Source organism: Streptomyces sp. NPDC006551, from assembly GCF_040611675.1.
GTDB lineage: Bacteria > Actinomycetota > Actinomycetes > Streptomycetales > Streptomycetaceae > Streptomyces.
Window position 1 is genome coordinate 57,415 of the sequence record NZ_JBEXOT010000020.1, and the last position, 16,699, is coordinate 74,113.

At 72.5% G+C, this 16,699-nt stretch carries 17 protein-coding genes and 1 pseudogene; 8 read left to right on the plus strand and 10 right to left on the minus strand.

Going from position 1 to position 16,699, the window contains the following annotated elements; translation table 11 throughout:
- The first annotated feature begins 204 nt into the window (after positions 1 to 204).
- Positions 205 to 1,449: a GNAT family N-acetyltransferase gene (locus tag ABZY12_RS19400; RefSeq protein WP_356891829.1), complete on the plus strand. Its 1,245-nt coding sequence runs from the start codon at positions 205 to 207 to the stop codon at positions 1,447 to 1,449.
- Between the two features lie 7 nt (positions 1,450 to 1,456).
- Here the strand turns inward: ABZY12_RS19400 and ABZY12_RS19405 are convergent, their stop codons facing one another.
- The gene (locus tag ABZY12_RS19405; RefSeq protein ID WP_356891831.1) at positions 1,457 to 2,212 is read right to left on the minus strand and encodes an ABC transporter permease; all 756 of its coding nucleotides are present in this window, start codon (positions 2,210 to 2,212) and stop codon (positions 1,457 to 1,459) included.
- Positions 2,205 to 3,200, minus strand: coding sequence for an ATP-binding cassette domain-containing protein (locus tag ABZY12_RS19410; RefSeq protein WP_356891833.1), 996 nt, complete (start codon positions 3,198 to 3,200; stop codon positions 2,205 to 2,207). The genes ABZY12_RS19405 and ABZY12_RS19410 overlap by 8 nt, the downstream gene beginning before the upstream one ends.
- A 110-nt stretch (positions 3,201 to 3,310) precedes the next feature.
- Here ABZY12_RS19410 and ABZY12_RS19415 point away from each other — a divergent pair, with 110 nt between their 5' ends.
- From ABZY12_RS19415 to ABZY12_RS19425, 3 genes are read left to right on the plus strand one after another with little or no spacing between them, the layout of a single operon-like run.
- Positions 3,311 to 4,078, plus strand: coding sequence for a TetR/AcrR family transcriptional regulator (locus tag ABZY12_RS19415; protein WP_356891835.1), 768 nt, complete (start codon positions 3,311 to 3,313; stop codon positions 4,076 to 4,078).
- Positions 4,075 to 4,680: a TetR family transcriptional regulator gene (locus ABZY12_RS19420; protein ID WP_356891837.1), complete on the plus strand. Its 606-nt coding sequence runs from the start codon at positions 4,075 to 4,077 to the stop codon at positions 4,678 to 4,680. Before ABZY12_RS19415 ends, ABZY12_RS19420 begins: the two co-directional genes overlap by 4 nt.
- A gap of 52 nt (positions 4,681 to 4,732) precedes the next feature.
- Positions 4,733 to 6,754: an AAA family ATPase gene (locus tag ABZY12_RS19425; protein WP_356891839.1), complete on the plus strand. Its 2,022-nt coding sequence runs from the start codon at positions 4,733 to 4,735 to the stop codon at positions 6,752 to 6,754.
- A 28-nt stretch (positions 6,755 to 6,782) separates the two neighbouring features.
- Here ABZY12_RS19425 and ABZY12_RS19430 read toward each other — a convergent pair whose 3' ends face one another.
- Both ABZY12_RS19430 and ABZY12_RS19435 read right to left on the minus strand, forming a co-directional pair.
- Positions 6,783 to 8,273: an MFS transporter gene (locus ABZY12_RS19430; RefSeq protein ID WP_356891841.1), complete on the minus strand. Its 1,491-nt coding sequence runs from the start codon at positions 8,271 to 8,273 to the stop codon at positions 6,783 to 6,785.
- A gap of 98 nt (positions 8,274 to 8,371) precedes the next feature.
- Positions 8,372 to 8,857, minus strand: a complete 486-nt coding sequence (locus ABZY12_RS19435) for a MarR family winged helix-turn-helix transcriptional regulator (protein WP_356891843.1) — start codon at positions 8,855 to 8,857, stop codon at positions 8,372 to 8,374.
- A 432-nt stretch (positions 8,858 to 9,289) separates the two neighbouring features.
- Between ABZY12_RS19435 and ABZY12_RS19440 the strand changes: the two genes are divergently transcribed.
- The gene (locus tag ABZY12_RS19440) at positions 9,290 to 9,823 is read left to right on the plus strand and encodes a hypothetical protein (protein WP_356891943.1); all 534 of its coding nucleotides are present in this window, start codon (positions 9,290 to 9,292) and stop codon (positions 9,821 to 9,823) included.
- A gap of 42 nt (positions 9,824 to 9,865) precedes the next feature.
- On the opposite strand, the gene ABZY12_RS19445 is transcribed toward ABZY12_RS19440, so the two are convergent.
- The 3 genes and pseudogenes from ABZY12_RS19445 to ABZY12_RS19455 form a co-directional block, all read right to left on the minus strand.
- On the minus strand, positions 9,866 to 10,282 hold the full coding sequence (locus ABZY12_RS19445; RefSeq protein WP_356891845.1) for a VOC family protein: 417 nt from the start codon (positions 10,280 to 10,282) through the stop codon (positions 9,866 to 9,868).
- Positions 10,283 to 10,291: 9 nt separating this feature from the next.
- On the minus strand, positions 10,292 to 10,729 hold the full coding sequence (locus ABZY12_RS19450) for a helix-turn-helix transcriptional regulator (protein ID WP_356891847.1): 438 nt from the start codon (positions 10,727 to 10,729) through the stop codon (positions 10,292 to 10,294).
- 356 nt (positions 10,730 to 11,085) lie between these two features.
- Positions 11,086 to 11,194, minus strand: a pseudogene (locus ABZY12_RS19455) (VOC family protein); the annotation flags it as partial.
- 108 nt (positions 11,195 to 11,302) lie between these two features.
- On the opposite strand from ABZY12_RS19455, the gene ABZY12_RS19460 reads away from it, so the two are divergent.
- From ABZY12_RS19460 to ABZY12_RS19470, 3 genes are all read left to right on the plus strand, one after another.
- The gene (locus ABZY12_RS19460) at positions 11,303 to 11,719 is read left to right on the plus strand and encodes a helix-turn-helix transcriptional regulator (RefSeq protein WP_356891849.1); all 417 of its coding nucleotides are present in this window, start codon (positions 11,303 to 11,305) and stop codon (positions 11,717 to 11,719) included.
- Between the two features lie 20 nt (positions 11,720 to 11,739).
- The gene (locus tag ABZY12_RS19465; protein WP_356891851.1) at positions 11,740 to 12,330 is read left to right on the plus strand and encodes a hypothetical protein; all 591 of its coding nucleotides are present in this window, start codon (positions 11,740 to 11,742) and stop codon (positions 12,328 to 12,330) included.
- 114 nt (positions 12,331 to 12,444) lie between these two features.
- Positions 12,445 to 12,786 (plus strand): DUF2516 family protein, encoded by a 342-nt coding sequence (locus ABZY12_RS19470; protein ID WP_356891853.1) that lies wholly within the window; start codon positions 12,445 to 12,447, stop codon positions 12,784 to 12,786.
- A gap of 172 nt (positions 12,787 to 12,958) precedes the next feature.
- Here the strand turns inward: ABZY12_RS19470 and ABZY12_RS19475 are convergent, their stop codons facing one another.
- The 3 genes from ABZY12_RS19475 to ABZY12_RS19485 form a co-directional block, all read right to left on the minus strand.
- Entirely contained in the window at positions 12,959 to 14,203 is a 1,245-nt protein-coding gene (locus ABZY12_RS19475; RefSeq protein WP_356891855.1) for a fused response regulator/phosphatase, read from the minus strand.
- A 219-nt stretch (positions 14,204 to 14,422) separates the two neighbouring features.
- Positions 14,423 to 15,499, minus strand: a complete 1,077-nt coding sequence (locus tag ABZY12_RS19480) for a C40 family peptidase (protein ID WP_356891857.1) — start codon at positions 15,497 to 15,499, stop codon at positions 14,423 to 14,425.
- Between the two features lie 212 nt (positions 15,500 to 15,711).
- The gene (locus ABZY12_RS19485; protein ID WP_356891859.1) at positions 15,712 to 16,536 is read right to left on the minus strand and encodes a class I SAM-dependent methyltransferase; all 825 of its coding nucleotides are present in this window, start codon (positions 16,534 to 16,536) and stop codon (positions 15,712 to 15,714) included.
- Positions 16,537 to 16,699: the final 163 nt, after the last annotated feature.

Here is a 16,699-nt window from a genome sequence, read left to right on the forward strand (position 1 = left end):
CGAGGCGCAGGGTGGACCACCTGTTGACCTGACGCCCGGGAGGGCGAGGCGCAGGGTGGACCACCTGTTGACCTGACGCCCGGGAGGGCGAGGCGCAGGGTGGACCACCTGTTGACCTGACGCCCGGGAGGGCGAGGCGCCGGGGGGACGAGTGCCGTGAAAACCGGGATGCGGGCCCGTCGGGCCCCCGCATAGCCTCGTGGGATGAGCCTTGAGGTGCGCACGGTCGCCGAGTCCGAGTACCCCGACTGGCTGCGGGCGGTCCACAGCGGCTTCCTGCGACCGCCGGTCGTGGCGGACGAGGAGGTCGCCGACCGGCTGCCGCACACCGACCTCTCGCGTGTCCTCGGGGTCTTCGACCAGGGCCGGGTCGTCGCCACCTTCCGTTCGTTCACACAGGAGTTGAGCGCGGTCGGCGGCGGCACGCTCGTCGCCGACGCCGTCTCGGGGGTCACCGTCTCCGCGACCCACCGCCGGCGCGGGCTGCTCAGCCGCATGATGGCGACCGATCTGGCCGCCGCCAGGGAGCGCGGCGACGCGGTCGCGACCCTCATCGCCGCCGAGTACCCGATCTACGGCCGGTACGGCTTCGGCCCCGCCACCTGGACCACCGAGTGGACCGTCCACGTCCCCCGCGCCGGCCTCGATCCGCGTCGCTCCGGCCGCCCCGAGGACGGGGGCCGTATCGACTTCACCGACGGCGAGGAGATCCGCAAGATCGGTCCCGAGCTGTACCGCCGGCTGGCCGCCGTCCGTGCCGGAATGGTCGAACGGGACGCCCGCCGCTGGGACGTCGGCACCGGCGTCGCCTACCAGAGCCATCCCTGGACCGAGCCGTTCTACGCCGTCTACCGCGACGAGGACGGCAGCCCCCAGGGCTACGCCGCCTACACCTGTGACGACAAGTGGGAGGACGGCAAGCAGCCCCTGAACACGGCCACCGTCCGCGATCTGATCGCCGTCACCCCGGCCGCGGAGCGCGCGCTGTGGCACTTCCTCTGCTCGCTCGACTGGGTCACCACCGTCAAGTCCGGCTACCGCGCCCCCGACGACCTCCTCCCGCTGCTGCTTCCCGACCCTCGGGCCGCCCGTGTCACCACGCAGGCCGACATGCTGTGGGTCCGGGTCCTGGACGTCGCCAAGGTGCTTGAGGGCCGTACGTACGGTGCCTCCGGCAGCCTGGTCCTCGATCTGCGCGACGCCGGCGGTCCGGCGGCCGGCCGCTACCGGCTCGACGCCTCCCCGGAGGGCGCCGGCTGTACCCGTACCACCGAGTCGGCCGATCTCGCCCTCGACATCGCGGAGTTGGGCACGCTGTCGCTCGGTGACGAATCGGTGGTACGGCTCGTGGCCCTGGGCCGGGTCGAGGAGCTCACCCCGGGCGCGGCCGCCCTCGCGGACACCCTGCTGAGGAGCCCGCGCCGGCCCTGGTGCCCGGACATCTTCTGAGCGCTCATCACCTCGTACGCAGCCGGAACAGGCTTCCCGACGCGGCGACCGCGAGGGTGAGCAGGCCGGCGCACCAGGCCAGCGCGATCCAGGGGGCGTTGCCGACGGGCTGGTCCAGCAGCAGTCCGCGCAGGGACTCGATCACCGGGGTCACCGGTTGATGCCGGGCGAAGCCGTGGAGCCAGCCGGGCATGGTCTCGATCGGTACGAACGCGCTGCTCGGGTACGGCAGGAACATCATGAAGAAGGTGAACCCGCCCGCCGCCTCGGGTGTCTTGGCGAGGAGTCCGGCCGCCGCCGACAGCCAGGAGATGGCGGTGATGAAGGCGAGGAGCAGCCCGATGGCCGCGAGCCAGCCGACGGGGGTGGCCGAGGGCCGGAAGCCGATCAGGAAGGCGACGCCGAAGACCAGCGTGGTGGCGAGGAGGTTGCGGGCCACGCTGGCGCCGACGTGGCCGGCGAGGATCGGCGTACCGCCGATGTCGAGGGACCGGAACCGGTCGATGATGCCGCCCTTCATGTCCTCGCTGACGGACACGGCGGTGCTCGCCGACCCGAATCCGGCGCAGAGGAGGAGGACGCCGGGGACGACGTACGTGACGTAGCGCGTACCGGTGTCGATGGCTCCGCCGAAGAAGTAGACGAAGATCAGCATCAGCATGACGGGCAGCATCATCGAGGTGATGACGGCGTCCAGGTTGCGGCGGCTGAGACGGATGCCGCGACCGGTCAGGGTGCCGGTCGCGGTGAGCGCGTCAGACATGGGCGGGCTCCTCGGGGGCGCGTGCGGTGAGGGTCAGGAAGACGTCGTCGAGGGTCGCGGTGTGCAGGGTGAAGTGCGCGATGTCCACGCGCTCCGGGTCGAGTTCGTCGAGGAGTGCCCGGACGTGGGCGGCGCTGCCGTCGGTGGGGACGCCGAGGGTGAGGGTCTCGGGGGAGTGGTGGACCGCCCGGCCGGAGAGCCGGAGGTAGGCGCGCTCGTCGGCGAGGACCAGGTCGAGGCGGTGGCCGGCGACGCGTGACTTGAGCGCGTCGGCGGTGCCTTCGGCGACGATCCGGCCGGAGTCCATGACGGCGATGTGGTCGGCGAGCCGGTCGGCCTCCTCCAGGTACTGGGTGGTGAGGAAGACGGTCGTGCCGCCGGCCGACAGCTCGCGGACGGTCTGCCAGAGCTCCTGGCGGCTGCGGGGGTCGAGGCCGGTGGTGGGCTCGTCCAGGAACATCACCTCGGCGTCGCGGACGAGCCCCGCGGCGAGGTCGAGGCGGCGGCGCATGCCTCCGGAGTACGTCTTGGCCAGGCGGCGGCCGGCCTCGGCGAGGCCGAAGCGTTCCAGGAGTTCGGTGGCGCGCCGGTCGGCGGCCCGGCGGGACAGGCCGGTGAGACGGGCCGCCATCCGGAGGTTCTCGTGGCCGGTCTGCATGTCGTCGACGGCGGCGAACTGGCCGGTGAGGCTGATGGCCCGGCGGACCTTCGAGCGGTGGGCGACGACGTCGTGCCCGGCCACGCGCGCGTGCCCGGCGTCGGGCCGGGTGAGGGTGGCGAGGACGCGGACGGTGGTGGTCTTGCCCGCGCCGTTGGGGCCGAGGAGGGCGAAGACGGTGCCCCGTTCGACGCGGAGGTCGAGCGAGTCCAGGACCGGGAGGGTCCCGTAGGCCTTGCGCAGGCCGACGGCTTCGACGGCGCTTTCGCCCCCGGTGCCGTCGGCGGCTCGGGCTCTGGTTCGGGTGGCGGCTTCTGTGGTGGGTCGCATCGCGGCTCCTTGAGGTCGGACCTCTTACTGCGTATGCCCTACGCGGTACTGTGTAAGGGTTACGCATTACTAGGATGGCCGTCAAGCGCGAAATGTGGAGGCGGCGGCTCATGGCGGACGACAAGGGCGGTGGCGGGACGTTCCTGCCGCCGAGCATCGAGGCCGCCTGGGGGTTGCGGGAGCGGCCAAGCAAGGGGCCTAAGCCGGGCCTCACCCTCGACCGGATCGTCGACACGGCCGTACGCCTCGCCGCGGCGGAGGGCCTCGACGCCGTCTCCATGGGGCGGATCGCCAAGGAGCTCGGTGTCTCCCCCATGTCGCTCTACCGTTATGTGGGCGCCAAGAGCGAGCTGTACGTGCTGATGCAGGACGCGGCCACGGGCGCCCCACCGGAGCTGTTCCCGCCCGGCGCCGGCTGGCGTGAGGCGATGGAGGCGTGGGCCTGGGCGTTGCGCGAGGTCTACCGGCGCCACCTCTGGCTGCTCCGCGTACCCGTCTCCGGCCCGCCCGCGACGCCGAACGCGGTCGCCTGGTGGGAGAAGGCCATGGTCGCCCTCGGCGGCACCGGCCTCGACGAGGGGAACAAGATCTCCGTGACCCTGCTGGTGGGCGGATTCGTCAAGAGCGACGCACTGATGAACGCGGACCTCGCCGCCGCGATCGGTGCGAGTGACGAGGAGCCCGGCGTCGTCATGGCGCGCTACAGCCATACCCTGCGCCGGCTCGCCGACCCGGCCCGCTTCCCGGCGGTGGCGCGGATGCTCGACTCGGGCGTGCTCGACGAGGCGGACGAGCCGGACTACGAATTCCGCTTCGGTCTCGCGCGGGTCCTCGACGGGGTCGCGGTCCTGGTGGACGGGGAGGCGGGGAAGGGGTGAGCGGGCTGCGCGAGCGCAAGAAGCGGCAGACCCGGCAGCTCCTCTCCGACACCGCCATCGCCCTGTTCCTGGAGAAGGGATTCGACGCCGTCTCCGTCGCCGAGGTCGCGGCCGCCGCGGAGGTCTCCAAGCCGACGCTCTTCCGCTACTTCCCGGCCAAGGAGGACCTGGCCCTCCACCGGTTCGCCGATCACGAGGACGAGGCCGCCCGGGTCGTCGCCGCCCGCCCCGCGAGCGTCGGGCCGCTCGACGCCCTGTACGCGCACGTCCTGCGGGGGCTCGACCGCCGCGACCCGGTGACCGGGCTCTGCGACCACCCCGACGTCCTCGCCTTCCAGCGGTTCCTCTACGGCACCCCGGCGCTGGTCGCCCGGCTCCACGGCTACCAGGCCCGGTCGGAGGCGGCGCTGGCGCGGACACTCGGGGGCGAGCCGCTGCCGGGCCGCCTCGCCGCCGCTCAGATCGTCGCCGTCCTGCGGGTCCTCGCGGAGGAGAACGTGCGCCGGATGGCGGCGGGCGAGAGCGCCGACGCCGTGCACCCGGAGGCCGTCGCGGCAGCCGAGCTCGCGTTCAGGAGCCTGCGGGAAGGGCTCGCGCTTTAGCGACTCAGTAAAATATGTAACTCGGTAACGCCATTCCTCTATGCTTGTCGGAATGACGTCACCCGACCTTGAGCCGGCCACTGAGCCGGCCTTCGAACCGGTCCTCGAACTCGCCCGCGAACGCGACCATCACGACGCCTGCCGCGCCGCCCTGGCCCGGATGGCCGAGGACGTGGCCGAGCAGGTCGTCACCGGCGAGGACGTCGCCGCCTCCGGTGCCGACGCCGAAGCCCTCGGCTACCACCTGCGCAGCCGCGCCAAGGAGTTCGGCGAACAGCCCCCGGGCCCCCTCTTCTTCGGGCGCCTCGACCGCGAGGACGGCCAGATTCTTCACATCGGCCGCCGCCGCATCGCCGAGAACCCGGCCACCCCGCCCCTCGTCATCGACTGGCGCGCCCCCGTCTCACGCGCCTACTACCAGGCCGGCGCCCACGACCCCCAGGGCGTGGTCCGGCGGCGTCGCTTCGGCTGGGCCCCGTACAGCCAGGGCGACTCGGCCGATCTGACCGGCCTGGAGGACGAGTACCTCCGCTCCGGGACCGGCACGGCCGGCGAGATCGTCACCCAGGAGATCGAGCGCCCCCGGACCGGCCCGATGCGGGACATCGCCGCCACCCTCCAACCCGAACAGGACGACCTCGTGCGGTCGGGGCCCGCCGTCTCCCTGTGCGTCCAGGGCGCCCCCGGCACCGGCAAGACCGCCGTCGGCCTGCATCGGGCCGCGTACCTCCTCTACACCCACCCGCAGCGCGTCCGCCGCTCCGGCCTCCTCGTCCTCGGGCCCAGCCGGACCTTCCTGTCGTACATCTCCGAGGTGCTGCCCGCGCTCGGTGAGAGCGGGATCCGGCAGTCGACGGTCGACGAGGAGATCGCCCGGCAGGGCGTGCGCGCGGTGGACGGCGAGGCGGCTGCGCTGGTCAAGCACGACGCGCGAATGGCGCGAGTGCTGCGCACGGCCCTGTACGCACGGGTCGACACCGCCCCCGCCGTACCGCTGACGGTCCGCGACGGCTCGTACCACTGGCGGCTCACAGCGGACGAACTGGCGCGGATCGTCACGGCGGTACGGGAGGAGGCGCCGCCGTACGCGACCGGGCGCGAACGGGTGCGCGACCGGGTCGTCCGGGCCCTCCAGCTCCAGGCCGAGCGGCGGGCCGGGCCCCTGGGCGGGGCATGGGCGCGGAGGATCGAGCGGGCGCGTCCGGTGTCGGCGTTCGTGGACGGCTGCTGGCCGAAGGTGACGCCCGAGGAGGTGCTGGCCGAGGTGCTCACCGACCCGCGCGACGAGGCGCTGACCTCGGACGAGCGGGAGGCGATCCGGTGGGCGCGGCCGCCCCGCTCGTACCGTTCGGCGAAGTGGACGGCCGCCGACCTCGTACTCCTCGACGAACTGGCCGGGCTGATCGAGCGGCCCGAGGGTTACGCCCATGTCGTCGTCGACGAGGCGCAGGACCTGTCGCCGATGCAGTGCCGGGCGATCGCCCGCCGCGCCGCGTTCGGCTCGCTGACCGTGCTCGGCGACCTGGCCCAGGGCACCACCCCGTGGGCGGCCGGCGGTTGGCGGGAGCAGCTGGTCCATCTGGGCAAGCCGGACGCCGAGGTGGTGCCGCTGACCATCGGCTACCGCGTCCCGGAGGCGATCGTGGCCCTCGCCAACCGACTGCTGCCCACCCTGGGCGCGGACGTGGCACCGGCCGCCTCCCTGCGGGCCGGCGGCGAGGTGACCTGCACCGCGGTGGAGAGCCTGGTCGAAGGGGTCGTCGAGGCGGTCGCCAAGGCGCTGACCAGGGAGGGGGCGATCGGTGTCATCGCAGCCGAGCCGATGGTCGCCCCCGTCGCGCGGGCCCTGGCCGCGATCGGGATCGAAGCCGACGGGCGGGTCGCGGTGGTCCCCGCGACGCTCGCGAAGGGGCTGGAGTACGACCACGTCGTGGTGGCCGAGCCCGCCGCGATCGTCGCGGCCGAGCCGCGCGGCCACCACAGGCTGTACGTCGTCCTCACCCGGGCCGTCTCCCGCCTGGACCTCGTCCACAGCGAGCCCCTGCCCGACTGCCTCGGTGGCGCGGCGGCCTGACGGGTCATCGGCCCAGCGGGTCACGGGGTCAGGGGGCGGTGAGGCGGGCCTCGCGCGTGGCCGCCGTGCCGGGGGCCGGGACCGGGGCGGGGGTCGGTGACGGGGCCGGGGTCCGTCGGGGGCGGCGCAGGACCGTGGCGGCGACGGCCAGGGCGGCGAGGAGGAGTCCGGTGCCGACCGCGAACGCCAGGTGGTAGCCGCCCGTCAGGGCTTCGGCGGCGGGGCGGCCCGCGGCGGTGAGGGACTCGGTGCGGGAGGCGGCCAGGGTGGAGAGGACCGCGATGCCGAGGGCCATGCCGATCTGCTGGGTGGTGTTGAACAGGCCGGAGGCGAGCCCCGCGTCCTCCTCCTTCGCACCGGACATGCCCAGCGAGGTCAGGGCCGGCAGCGCGAGGCCGAACCCGGCGGCGAGGAGCATGACGGGCAGCAGGTCGGTGACGTACGAGGCGTTCACGGGCACCCGGGTCAGCAGACCGAGCACGCCGACGAGGAGGACGAGACCGGCCAGCAGCACCGTGCGCTCGCCGAAGCGGGCGTTGAGGCGGGCCGAGACGCCGAGGGACACCGCGCCGATGACGGCGGCGGCCGGCAGCATCGCGAGGCCGGTCTCGGCGGCGCCGTAACCGAGCACCTTCTGCAGGTAGAGCGCGACGAGGACCTGGAACGAGAAGAGCGCGGCGACCATCAGCATCTGCACCAGGTTGGCGCCGGCCACGCTGCGCGAGCGGAAGATCCGCAGCGGCATGAGCGGGTTCTTCGCGGTGGCCTGGCGGACGACGAACCCCGCGAGGAGGGCGAGCGCGAGGCCGCCGAGGCCCAGGGTGTGGGCCGAACCGGCGCCGTACTCCTCGATCTTGACGACCGCGTAGATGCCGAGCATCAGGCCGGAGGTGACGAGCAGCGCGCCGAGGACGTCCGCTCCGGCCTTCAGGCCGAGCCCGCGGTCGCCCGGCAGGGCGGGGAGGGCGACGAGGAGGACCGCGATGCCGATCGGCAGGTTGATGAAGAAGATCCAGTTCCAGGTGAGCGCGTCGGTGAGGACACCGCCGAGGACCTGCCCGAGGGAGGCGCCGGCCGCTCCGGTGAAGCTGAACACGGCGATGGCCTTGGCCCGTTGGCGCGGTGCGGTGAAGAGCGTGACGAGGATGCCGAGGCTGACGGCGGAGGCCGTCGCGCTGCCGACGCCCTGGAGGAAGCGTGCGGCGATCAGGACACCGGGGGAGGTGGCGACGCCGGCCAGGAGGGAGGCGGCCGTGAAGACTCCCGTACCCGCGAGGAACATCCGCTTGCGGCCGATGAGATCGCCGAGCCGGCCGGCGAGGAGAAGCAGCGAGCCGAAGGCGATGAGGTAGGCGTTGACGACCCAGCTCAGCCCGACCGGAGTGAAGCCGAGGTCGCTCTGGATGGCCGGCATGGCGACGGTGACGATGCTGCCGTCGAGGACCGTCATCAGCATTCCGGTGGCCAGGACCCCGAGGGCGAGCCGGTGGGAGCGCGAGGGGATATCGGTGGGCGGCATGGCGGTCTCTCCTGTCGTTGGGAGGCAACAGGAAGGACCGTAGCAGATAGTTTTGTTGCAGACTATCTTTTACGGAACGAGGGTTGTGTGTACGTGCGTCACCCCTTCTGGCGTGCCCGGCGGGCCGGCCGGGGGCCGTCGACGGGTGTTTCCAGATGCCCCTTGACCAGCCGGTTCAGCGCGCGGATCAGGATCTCGCGCTCGTCGTCGGGCAGGGATCCGAGGGCGCTCTCATGGACGTGATCGACGATCTTCTGGCTTTCCTGAGCGGCCTTCGCCCCCTTCTCGGTCACGGCGATGATCCGCGCCCGCCGGTCGGTGCTCGACGGCCTCCGCTCGGCCAGATCGGCCTTCTCCAGGGCGTCGACGGTCACCACCATCGTGGTCTTGTCCATGTCTCCGATCTCGGCGAGCTGGGCCTGTGTCCGCTCTTCCTCCAGGGCGTGGACGAGGACGCAGTGCATGCGCGGGGTGAGCCCGATCTCCCCGAGTGCCGCGCTCATCCGGGTCCGCAGGACGTGACTGGTGTGGTCCAGGAGGAAGGACAGGTCCGGTTCGGTGCGCGTGGGTGCCATGGCGGTCATGTCCGCAAGGGTAACGAAGGTCGATCCGTCGCGGATTATCAGGAAGTGGACGACTGGGCGGCGGGTGCCACCCAAGCGCTCCGGGACCGTCACCCCGGGCGCGCGTGCGCGGAGCGGTCGGGCGGGCTTCTCACCGTACGGGGAGACGGTTCACCACCGGCTGCCCGGCGCTGGCAGGGTGGGGGTATGAGACCTGCGCGAAGCGGCGACGACGGGGGCGGGCGGGGTGGCACGGCGCCGCTGCGGCCGCTGCTGTTCCTCGACGTCGACGGGCCGCTGATCCCGTTCGGCGCGCCGCCGCCCTGGCATCCGGCCGGCTACCCGACGTACGGCCCGGCCGACGCCACGCACCCCCTCCTGAACAGGATCGACCCCGGGCACGGTCCCCGCTTGGCGGCCCTGTCGTGCGAGCTCGTGTGGGCCACGACCTGGATGTCGGAGGCGAACGACACCGTCGCGCCCCGGCTCGGCCTGCCGGAGCTGCCCGTGCTGCTTGGGCCGGGCACGGGGCGGGGTCCGGGCACGGGGCGGGGTCCGGGCACGGGGCGGGGGCCGGACACGGGGCGGGGGCCGGACACGGGGCGGGGGCCGGACACGGGGTCAGGTCCGGACACGGGGTCAGGTCCGGACACAGGGTCAGGTCTGGACACAGGGTCAGGTCTGGACACAGGGTCAGGTCCGGGCGCGGGACCACGTCCGGGCGCGGGACCACGTCCAGGTCCGGCTCTCGACGTCGGCCGGTCCGCCGAGGACGAGTGGTACGGCCTCCACTGGAAGACCCGTCCTCTCCTCGCGTGGGCGGCGGGGCGGCCCTTCGCCTGGGTCGACGACGAGATCACCGACGCCGACCGCTCCTGGGTCTCCGCACATCACCCCGCCCCCGCCCTGCTCCACCGCGTGGAACCCGGACTCGGCCTGACAGCCGCCGACTTCGAGGTCCTCGCCGACTGGCTGTCCCAGCACTGACCCGCGTCCCGTAGGGGCTCCGGCGCCCCTACGGGATCGTCGTCACGGGGTGCGGGGCTGGGCGAACCTCAGCATGTTGCCGGCCGGGTCGCGGAAGGCGCAGTCGCGGACGCCGTAGGGCTGGTCGACCGGCTCCTGGAGCACTTCGCCGCCGGCCGCCCGGATGCGTTCGAAGGTGGCGTCGCAGTCGTCGGTGGAGAAGATCACCCCACGCAGGACGCCCTTGGCCAGGAGTTCGGACATCGCCTGCCGGTCGGCCGGCGAGGCGTCGGGATCGGCGAGCGGCGGTTCGAGGACGATCTCCACGTCCGGCTGCGCGGGCGAACCGATGGTCACCCAGCGCATCCCCTCGAAGGCGACGTCGTTGCGCACCTCCAGGCCGAGGACGTCGCGGTAGAAGGCGAGCGCCTTGTCAGGGTCGTCGACGGCGATGAAGCACTGGGAAAGCTTGATTTCCATGCCTCGACGCTACGGCCGGCCCTCGGATTCCGCTTCTCCGATCCTGACCGGTGTGCCGGTCTTGACCGGTCGGGTCAGCACCTTGGCGACACACGCGGGGATCGCGGCGCCCGCCTCGTGACTGCGGGCCCGGTAGGCGCTGGGGGTCTCGCCGACGAGCTCGGTGAAGCGCGAGCTGAACGACCCGAGCGAGGTACAGCCGACCGCGAAGCAGACCTCCGTCACGCTCAGGTCCCCGCGCCGCAGCAGCGCCTTCGCCCGCTCGACACGGCGGGTCATCAGATAGCTGTACGGCGTCTCGCCGAAGGCGGCGCGGAAACTGCGGGAGAAGTGCCCGGGCGACATGAGGGCGACGGCGGCCAGCGTCGGAACGTCCAGCGGCCGCGCGTAGTCGCGGTCCATCGTGTCCCGGGCGCGCCGCAGCCGCACCAGGTCCTCCAGCATCACGCGCCCAGCATCGCACGCGACGGACCCGCGCGTCGCGGGACCGGGGTGGCGAGGTTCACCGCTCGCCGTGCTCCGTCGCCTCGGGGAGCTCGGAGCCACGGACGTCGCCGCGAGCAAGCGGTACTACGTCGACCAGGGCCTCGCCGTGGCCAAAAGCTTCGGCCGCGTCTACCTCGAGTTCGCCTCCGGACCGAACCCCGTCAAGCCGGCGCTCCACAGGCACCGTGCCCTCGCCGAGGTCGTCGGCGTCTCTCCCGCCGGGACCGGATCGCACCGGCCGGCGATCAATGGCGCGTCCGGGTCGTTCACCGACCCGGACGGATTCACGTGGGAGGCCGCATCGCCGGTCTTCACACGAACCCCTCCGGCGGCGGCGGTACGACGTACCCCAACACCTCGCACCAGAAACGAGCGACGCGCTCAGGTTCCGCGCAGTCGAACTTGGAACTGCTTGATCGACGACATCGGTCCACCGTAGTGGCGCGTCCCGTGCGGCCGTCCGGGCCCCGTGAGACACGACACTATTGCAAGCGGGTGCTTGCAATAGTTAGCAAGGGGTGGCAGGGTCGGAGCATGGCATCACTCAACGTCGGCAATCTTGGCGAGTATCTCCGCGAGCAGCGGCGCACCGCGCAGCTGTCCCTGCGGCAGCTCGCCGATGCCGCCGGGGTGTCGAATCCGTATCTGAGCCAGATCGAGCGCGGACTGCGCAAGCCCAGCGCCGAGGTGCTGCAGCAGGTCGCCAAGGCGCTGCGGATCTCCGCGGAGACGCTGTACGTCCGCGCCGGGATTCTCGACGAGAAGGAGCGGGAGGAGCTGGAGACGCGCGCCGTCGTCCTGGCCGATCCCTCGATCAACGAGCGGCAGAAGCAGGTGCTGCTCCAGATCTACGACTCCTTCCGCAAGGAGAACGCGGCCGAGGCCGCCGAGGCCGCGGTCGACAGCGATGCCGAACCACCCTCGCACGACGACCCTCGAACCAGTACGTGACATCCGGGAGGACCACCACCATGGCCATCATCGAAGAACTGCGTACCCCCCTCTACTTCGCCGCCGGCACCGCCGACCTCGCCGTCCAGCAGGCCAAGAAGGTGCCCGGGCTGATCGAGCAGATCGCCGCCGAGGCGCCCGCGCGGATCGAGGCCGTACGCAAGACGGACCCGAAGGCCGTGCAGGAGAAGGTCTCGGAGCGGGCCAAGGAGGCTCAGGTCACCGTTCAGTCGAAGTTCGCCGAGGTCGTGGGCAGCCTGGACACCGATCTGAAGAAGCTGGGCGAGACGGCCCAGGACCTGGCCCTGCGCGGGGTCGGGGTCGCCGCCGAGTACGCGGTCAAGGCGCGGGAGAAGTACGAAGAGGTCGCCGCGCACGGCGAGGAGGCCGTCAAGGCCTGGCGCGGTGAGGCCGCCGAGGAGATCACCGAGATCGCCATCGCCGTCGAGCCCGACCCGGAGCCCAAGGTCCAGCCCAAGGCTCAGGCCAAGACGGCCGACGCCAAGGCCGACGCCACGGCAGGGGTCACGGCCGAGGACGCCAAGCCCTCCCGCAGGACCACGGCCCGCAAGCCGGCCGCGAAGAAGCCCGCGTCCGCCACCGAGCAGTAAGCCCGGGCACCGATCACCGAGAAGTAAGCCCGGGCACCAATCAAGGTGCCCGGAGCGTTGAACCGGGTACCTTGACCGCGAGGCGCTCCATCCACTCACGAGGCGGTGCTACGCATGTTGCGCGCGGGATTCGACTCCATCATCTGGCTGGTGATCGGCCTGGTCTTCATCGGCTTCGCCGTCACCGCGCTCGTCTTCGCGGCGATGGCGCGCGAGGACGCCTACCGCGCGGCCGACAAGCAGACCAAGAAGTTCTGGCTGATCATCCTGGGCATCAACCTCGCCCTCAACCTGCTGCTGCCGATGCTCTTCCTCCAGATCGCCGGCCTCATCGCGGCCATCGTCTTCATGGTCGACGTCCGGCCCGCCATTCGGCAGATCTCGGGTGGTGGCGGCGGCCGTCGCGGTGGATCGAGCAGCGACGGGCCGTACGGCCCCTACAACGGCGGCCGATAGCGGCGACCACCGCGGCCGGGGCAACCCGTGGCCAATAGTCGCGACCACCGCGGGCGGGGGCCGGGGCAACGACGGCCGATAGCGGCGACCACCGCGGCCGGTGACCGCGACAACGGCCGCCGGTGGTCACAGCGGCCGAGCACGACGAGCACGTACGGACAGGGTCCGGGGGCTATCCCCGGGCCCTTTCCAGTGCGAGGACCGCCACGTCGTCCGTCAGCTCCCCGCCGTTCAGCGCCCGGACCTCCGTCACCGCCGCCTCCAGGAGCTCCTCGCCCCGAAGGCCCTCCGCCAGCTGCCGGTTGATCATCTCGACCATCCCGTCCTGGCCCAGGCGCGGCGAGCCCGGACCCGCCGAGCGACCCTCGATCAGGCCGTCCGTGTACATCAGCAGGCTCCACGTGCCGCCCAGCTCCACCTGGCGCCGCGGCCAGCGGGCCCGCGGCAGCAGACCGAGAGCCGGGCCGCCGTCCTCGTACGGCAGGAGCTGCGCCGCCCTGCCCTGCCGGGCGATCAGCGGCGACGGGTGCCCGGCCAGGCACAGGCCCGCCCGGCGCCCGTCCGGCGCGATGTCGACCGTGCAGATCGTCGCGAAGATCTCGTCGCTCTCCCGCTCGTGCTCCAGGACCTGCTGCAGCGTGGAGAGCAGTTCGTCCCCGCACAGGCCGGCGAAGGTCAGCGCCCGCCACGCGATCCGCAGCTCCACACCCAGCGCCGCCTCGTCCGGGCCGTGCCCGCAGACGTCGCCGATCATGGCGTGGACCGTGCCGTCGGGGGTGCGCACGGTGTCGTAGAAGTCGCCGCCGAGCAGCGCCCGCGAGCGGCCGGGCCGGTAGCGGGCCGCGAACCGCAGGTCGGAGCCCTCCAGCAGCGGGGTGGGCAGCAGGCCGCGCTCCAGGCGGGCGTTCTCCTGCGCCCGCAGCCGCGACTCGGCCAGCTTCACCTGCACCGCGTCCGCCCGCTTGCGCTCGACCGCGTACCGGATCGCCCGGCTGAGCAGCCGTCCGTCGAGCTCCTCGCGGAAGAGGTGGTCCTGCGCCCCCACCCGTACCGCCTCCGCCGCCAGTTCCGCGTCGGCCGAGGCCGCCAGCGCCAGAACGGCGTGGCGCGGCGCGAGGCGCAGGACGTGCCGCAGCGGGGCCAGCGGGTCGTCACCGGCCGCACGGGGCCCCGGCAGGGCCAGGTCGACCAGGACGCAGTGCACGTCGTCGGTGAGCAGCCGCTCCGCCTCGGTGAGGTTTCGGGCGGTACGGATCCGGACGCGAGTCCCGTCCGCGTCGAGCATTTCGGGTACGGCGAGGGCACCCGCCGGGTCGTCCTCGACGACCAGAAGGGTGAGATCGGTGCCTGTCGCCGCGGTGGCAGCGCCGGGCGCCGCAGCAGAGACGATTCTCTGTCGCGGTACGGGTACGGGCATCGGTCTTGTTTTCCTTCCCTCCCCCCGAGGGCGCGGCAGGGCGACGAACGACGTCCCGCCAGACGGGGACCATAGCGTCACCCCGGCGGGCAACGGAATGGTGATCACCACACGGGCGCCGAAGTGGCGTTGGCATATGCCGCGCATGGGGAGGTTGTTGACGTCCCGGCCATGACGAACATCACGCCACGGGGCGCCCGGCGACGGCCGTGAGCGGCGTCACTCCGGGCGGACGACTCCCAGGATCTCCATCGAGCCCGCCCCCGCGATCGTCACGTTCCGGCCGGGACGCGGCGCGTGCACCATCGCTCCGTCACCGATGTACATCCCGATGTGGCTGGCGTCCTGGTAGTAGACGATCAGGTCGCCCGGCCGCATGTCCTTGATGTCCACGCGCGGCAGCAGCCGCCACTGCTCCTGCGAGGTGCGCGGAATGGCGCGGCCCGCCGCGCCCCACGCGCTCTGCGTCAGGCCGGAGCAGTCGTACGAACCCGGACCCTCCGCGCCCCAGACGTACGGCTTGCCGATCTGCGCCGTCGCGAACTCGACCGCCTGCTTTCCGCGCGCGGTCGCCTTCCCGTCCAGGCCCTTGAGGACGCCGGTGCCCAGCCAGGCGGTCTGCGCCCGGTACTGCTCCTGCTGCTCCAGGTGTCGCAGCCGCTCCAGCTCTTCGGCCTCCAGCTCGGACTCGAGCTTCCTGGCCGCGGCGATCTTGCCGTCGATGTCCTTCTTGGCCTCGGCCTGCTTGACGCGGTTGGCCTCCAGCTTGGTCCAGTTGGTGCCCGCGTCCTTGGCGTACGAGGTCAACTCCGCCTGAACCTGGCTCATTTCGGAGAGCAGGTCCTTCGTGGCCTTCTGGCCCTGCTGGAGCCGTCCGGCGTTGTCCAGGAAGAGCTGCGGGTCGTCGGTGAGGACGAACTGGGCGCCGTCGGGCAGCCCGCCGTTGCGGTACTGCGCGCGAGCGGCGGCACCCGCCTGGGCCTTGAGCCGGTCGATCTTCTCGCGGCCGGCCACGATCATCCGGGCCAGCTTCACGATCTCCTCGGACTGCTCCTTGGTCTGCTCCTCGGCGAGGTTGTACGCGTCGGTGGCGACGGCGGCCTGGCGGTACAGGGCGTCAATCTCCTTGCGTACCTCTTCGAGGGTCTTCTTCGGTCCGGCGGGCGCGGCCGGTGCGGCGGGCGGCGCCGGCGGGAAGGGTGCCGCCGCGGCGGAAAGGGTCAACGCGGGTGAAGCCAGCACCGTCAGGGCGCAGACCACGGTGATCGCGGCGGTGGCACAGCGGCGTCGGTTCACAATCTCCCCCTCGGACGGCCCTGGACGGCCTTGCGTCCCGTATCTGATTTACCGTCAGTAACTTGCTGGTGACCTTGGCGATAGTGCCATGCGGAACGTGAAAGCAACAGGGGAAACCTGGGCTTGTCGGGTCACTTCCCCCGTCGAGGACGAGCGTCCGGGGCGTCGCGTTCCCCCGTGGCGAGATTTTCCCGAGACCGCCCCCGCCGACCTCACCGACCGGCCGACGTCGGAGCCGGCGCCAGTGCCTCCCACCGCACCGTCACCTCACCCTGGCGCCACCGCCGATGGCCGTCCGTCAGCGGCCAGTCCGCCGCCAGGTAGCGTACCGCCCGGATCCAGCGCTGCCGCGCGCCCAGCGAGGCGTACGGAGCCGCCGCCGCCCACGCCCGGTCGAAGTCCCGCAGGAACGCGTGCACCGGCTCGCCCGGCACGTTGCGGTGGATGAGCGCCTTCGGCAGGCGCTCCGCGAGGTCCGAGGGGCGCTCCAGCGAACCCAGCCGGGTCGCGAACGTCACCGTCCGGGGCCCGGACCGGTCGAGCGCCACCCATACGTGCCGGCGCCCGATCTCGTCGCAGGTCCCCTCCACCAGCAGGCCTCCCGGCGCGAGCCGCCCGCACAGGCGCTCCCACACGGCGGCGACCTCGTCCTCGTCGTACTGGCGCAGCACGTTCGCGGCCCGGATCAGCGCGACCTCCCCCGCCACCGGGACCTCGAAGCCGCCGTGCAGGAAGTCCAGGCCCTCGCGCGCGTACGGCTGGGCGGCGGCGACCCGGGCCGGCTCGATCTCGATGCCGACGACCTCGGTGCGCGGGTCCGCCGTGCGCAGCCGGGCGAGCAGTTCGACGGCCGTCCAGGGAGCGGCGCCGTACCCCAGGTCGACGGCGACGGGCGGGGCGGGCGACCGGCGCAGGGCCGGGCCGTGGACGGCGGCGATCCAGCGGTCCATGCGGCGGAGTCGATTGGGGTTGGTGGTCCCGCGGGTCGTCGTGCCGACGGGGCGGGTCCCGGCGGGGCGGGTGGTGCGCGGGGCCATGGAACGAGGGTAAGGGGCGCGCCACGCCGTTCCCGCACGGCAATGAATTGGCAAAACGGAAATGGATGACGACATTCCGGTGTTGTGCCGCCTGGAGGGCGCAGTACGCCGTCCGGTTCGCCGTGCCCGCCGTCCTCTGTCCGCCGGGCACGTCGTCCCTGCT

Excerpts from the sequence above, each read along its gene's own strand:
- ABZY12_RS19415 (WP_356891835.1), top strand. The coding sequence starts at position 3,311 with ATGGCGGACGACAAGGGCGGTGGCGGGACGTTCCTGCCGCCGAGCATC.
- ABZY12_RS19445 (WP_356891845.1), bottom strand. The coding sequence starts at position 10,282 with ATGGAAATCAAGCTTTCCCAGTGCTTCATCGCCGTCGACGACCCTGAC.
- ABZY12_RS19465 (WP_356891851.1), top strand. The coding sequence starts at position 11,740 with ATGGCCATCATCGAAGAACTGCGTACCCCCCTCTACTTCGCCGCCGGC.
- ABZY12_RS19410 (WP_356891833.1), bottom strand. The coding sequence starts at position 3,200 with ATGCGACCCACCACAGAAGCCGCCACCCGAACCAGAGCCCGAGCCGCC.
- ABZY12_RS19400 (WP_356891829.1), top strand. The coding sequence starts at position 205 with ATGAGCCTTGAGGTGCGCACGGTCGCCGAGTCCGAGTACCCCGACTGG.
- ABZY12_RS19475 (WP_356891855.1), bottom strand. The coding sequence starts at position 14,203 with ATGCCCGTACCCGTACCGCGACAGAGAATCGTCTCTGCTGCGGCGCCC.
- ABZY12_RS19470 (WP_356891853.1), top strand. The coding sequence starts at position 12,445 with ATGTTGCGCGCGGGATTCGACTCCATCATCTGGCTGGTGATCGGCCTG.
- ABZY12_RS19430 (WP_356891841.1), bottom strand. The coding sequence starts at position 8,273 with ATGCCGCCCACCGATATCCCCTCGCGCTCCCACCGGCTCGCCCTCGGG.
- ABZY12_RS19460 (WP_356891849.1), top strand. The coding sequence starts at position 11,303 with ATGGCATCACTCAACGTCGGCAATCTTGGCGAGTATCTCCGCGAGCAG.
- ABZY12_RS19425 (WP_356891839.1), top strand. The coding sequence starts at position 4,733 with ATGACGTCACCCGACCTTGAGCCGGCCACTGAGCCGGCCTTCGAACCG.
- ABZY12_RS19440 (WP_356891943.1), top strand. The coding sequence starts at position 9,290 with ATGTCGGAGGCGAACGACACCGTCGCGCCCCGGCTCGGCCTGCCGGAG.
- ABZY12_RS19485 (WP_356891859.1), bottom strand. The coding sequence starts at position 16,536 with ATGGCCCCGCGCACCACCCGCCCCGCCGGGACCCGCCCCGTCGGCACG.
- ABZY12_RS19405 (WP_356891831.1), bottom strand. The coding sequence starts at position 2,212 with ATGTCTGACGCGCTCACCGCGACCGGCACCCTGACCGGTCGCGGCATC.
- ABZY12_RS19435 (WP_356891843.1), bottom strand. The coding sequence starts at position 8,857 with ATGACCGCCATGGCACCCACGCGCACCGAACCGGACCTGTCCTTCCTC.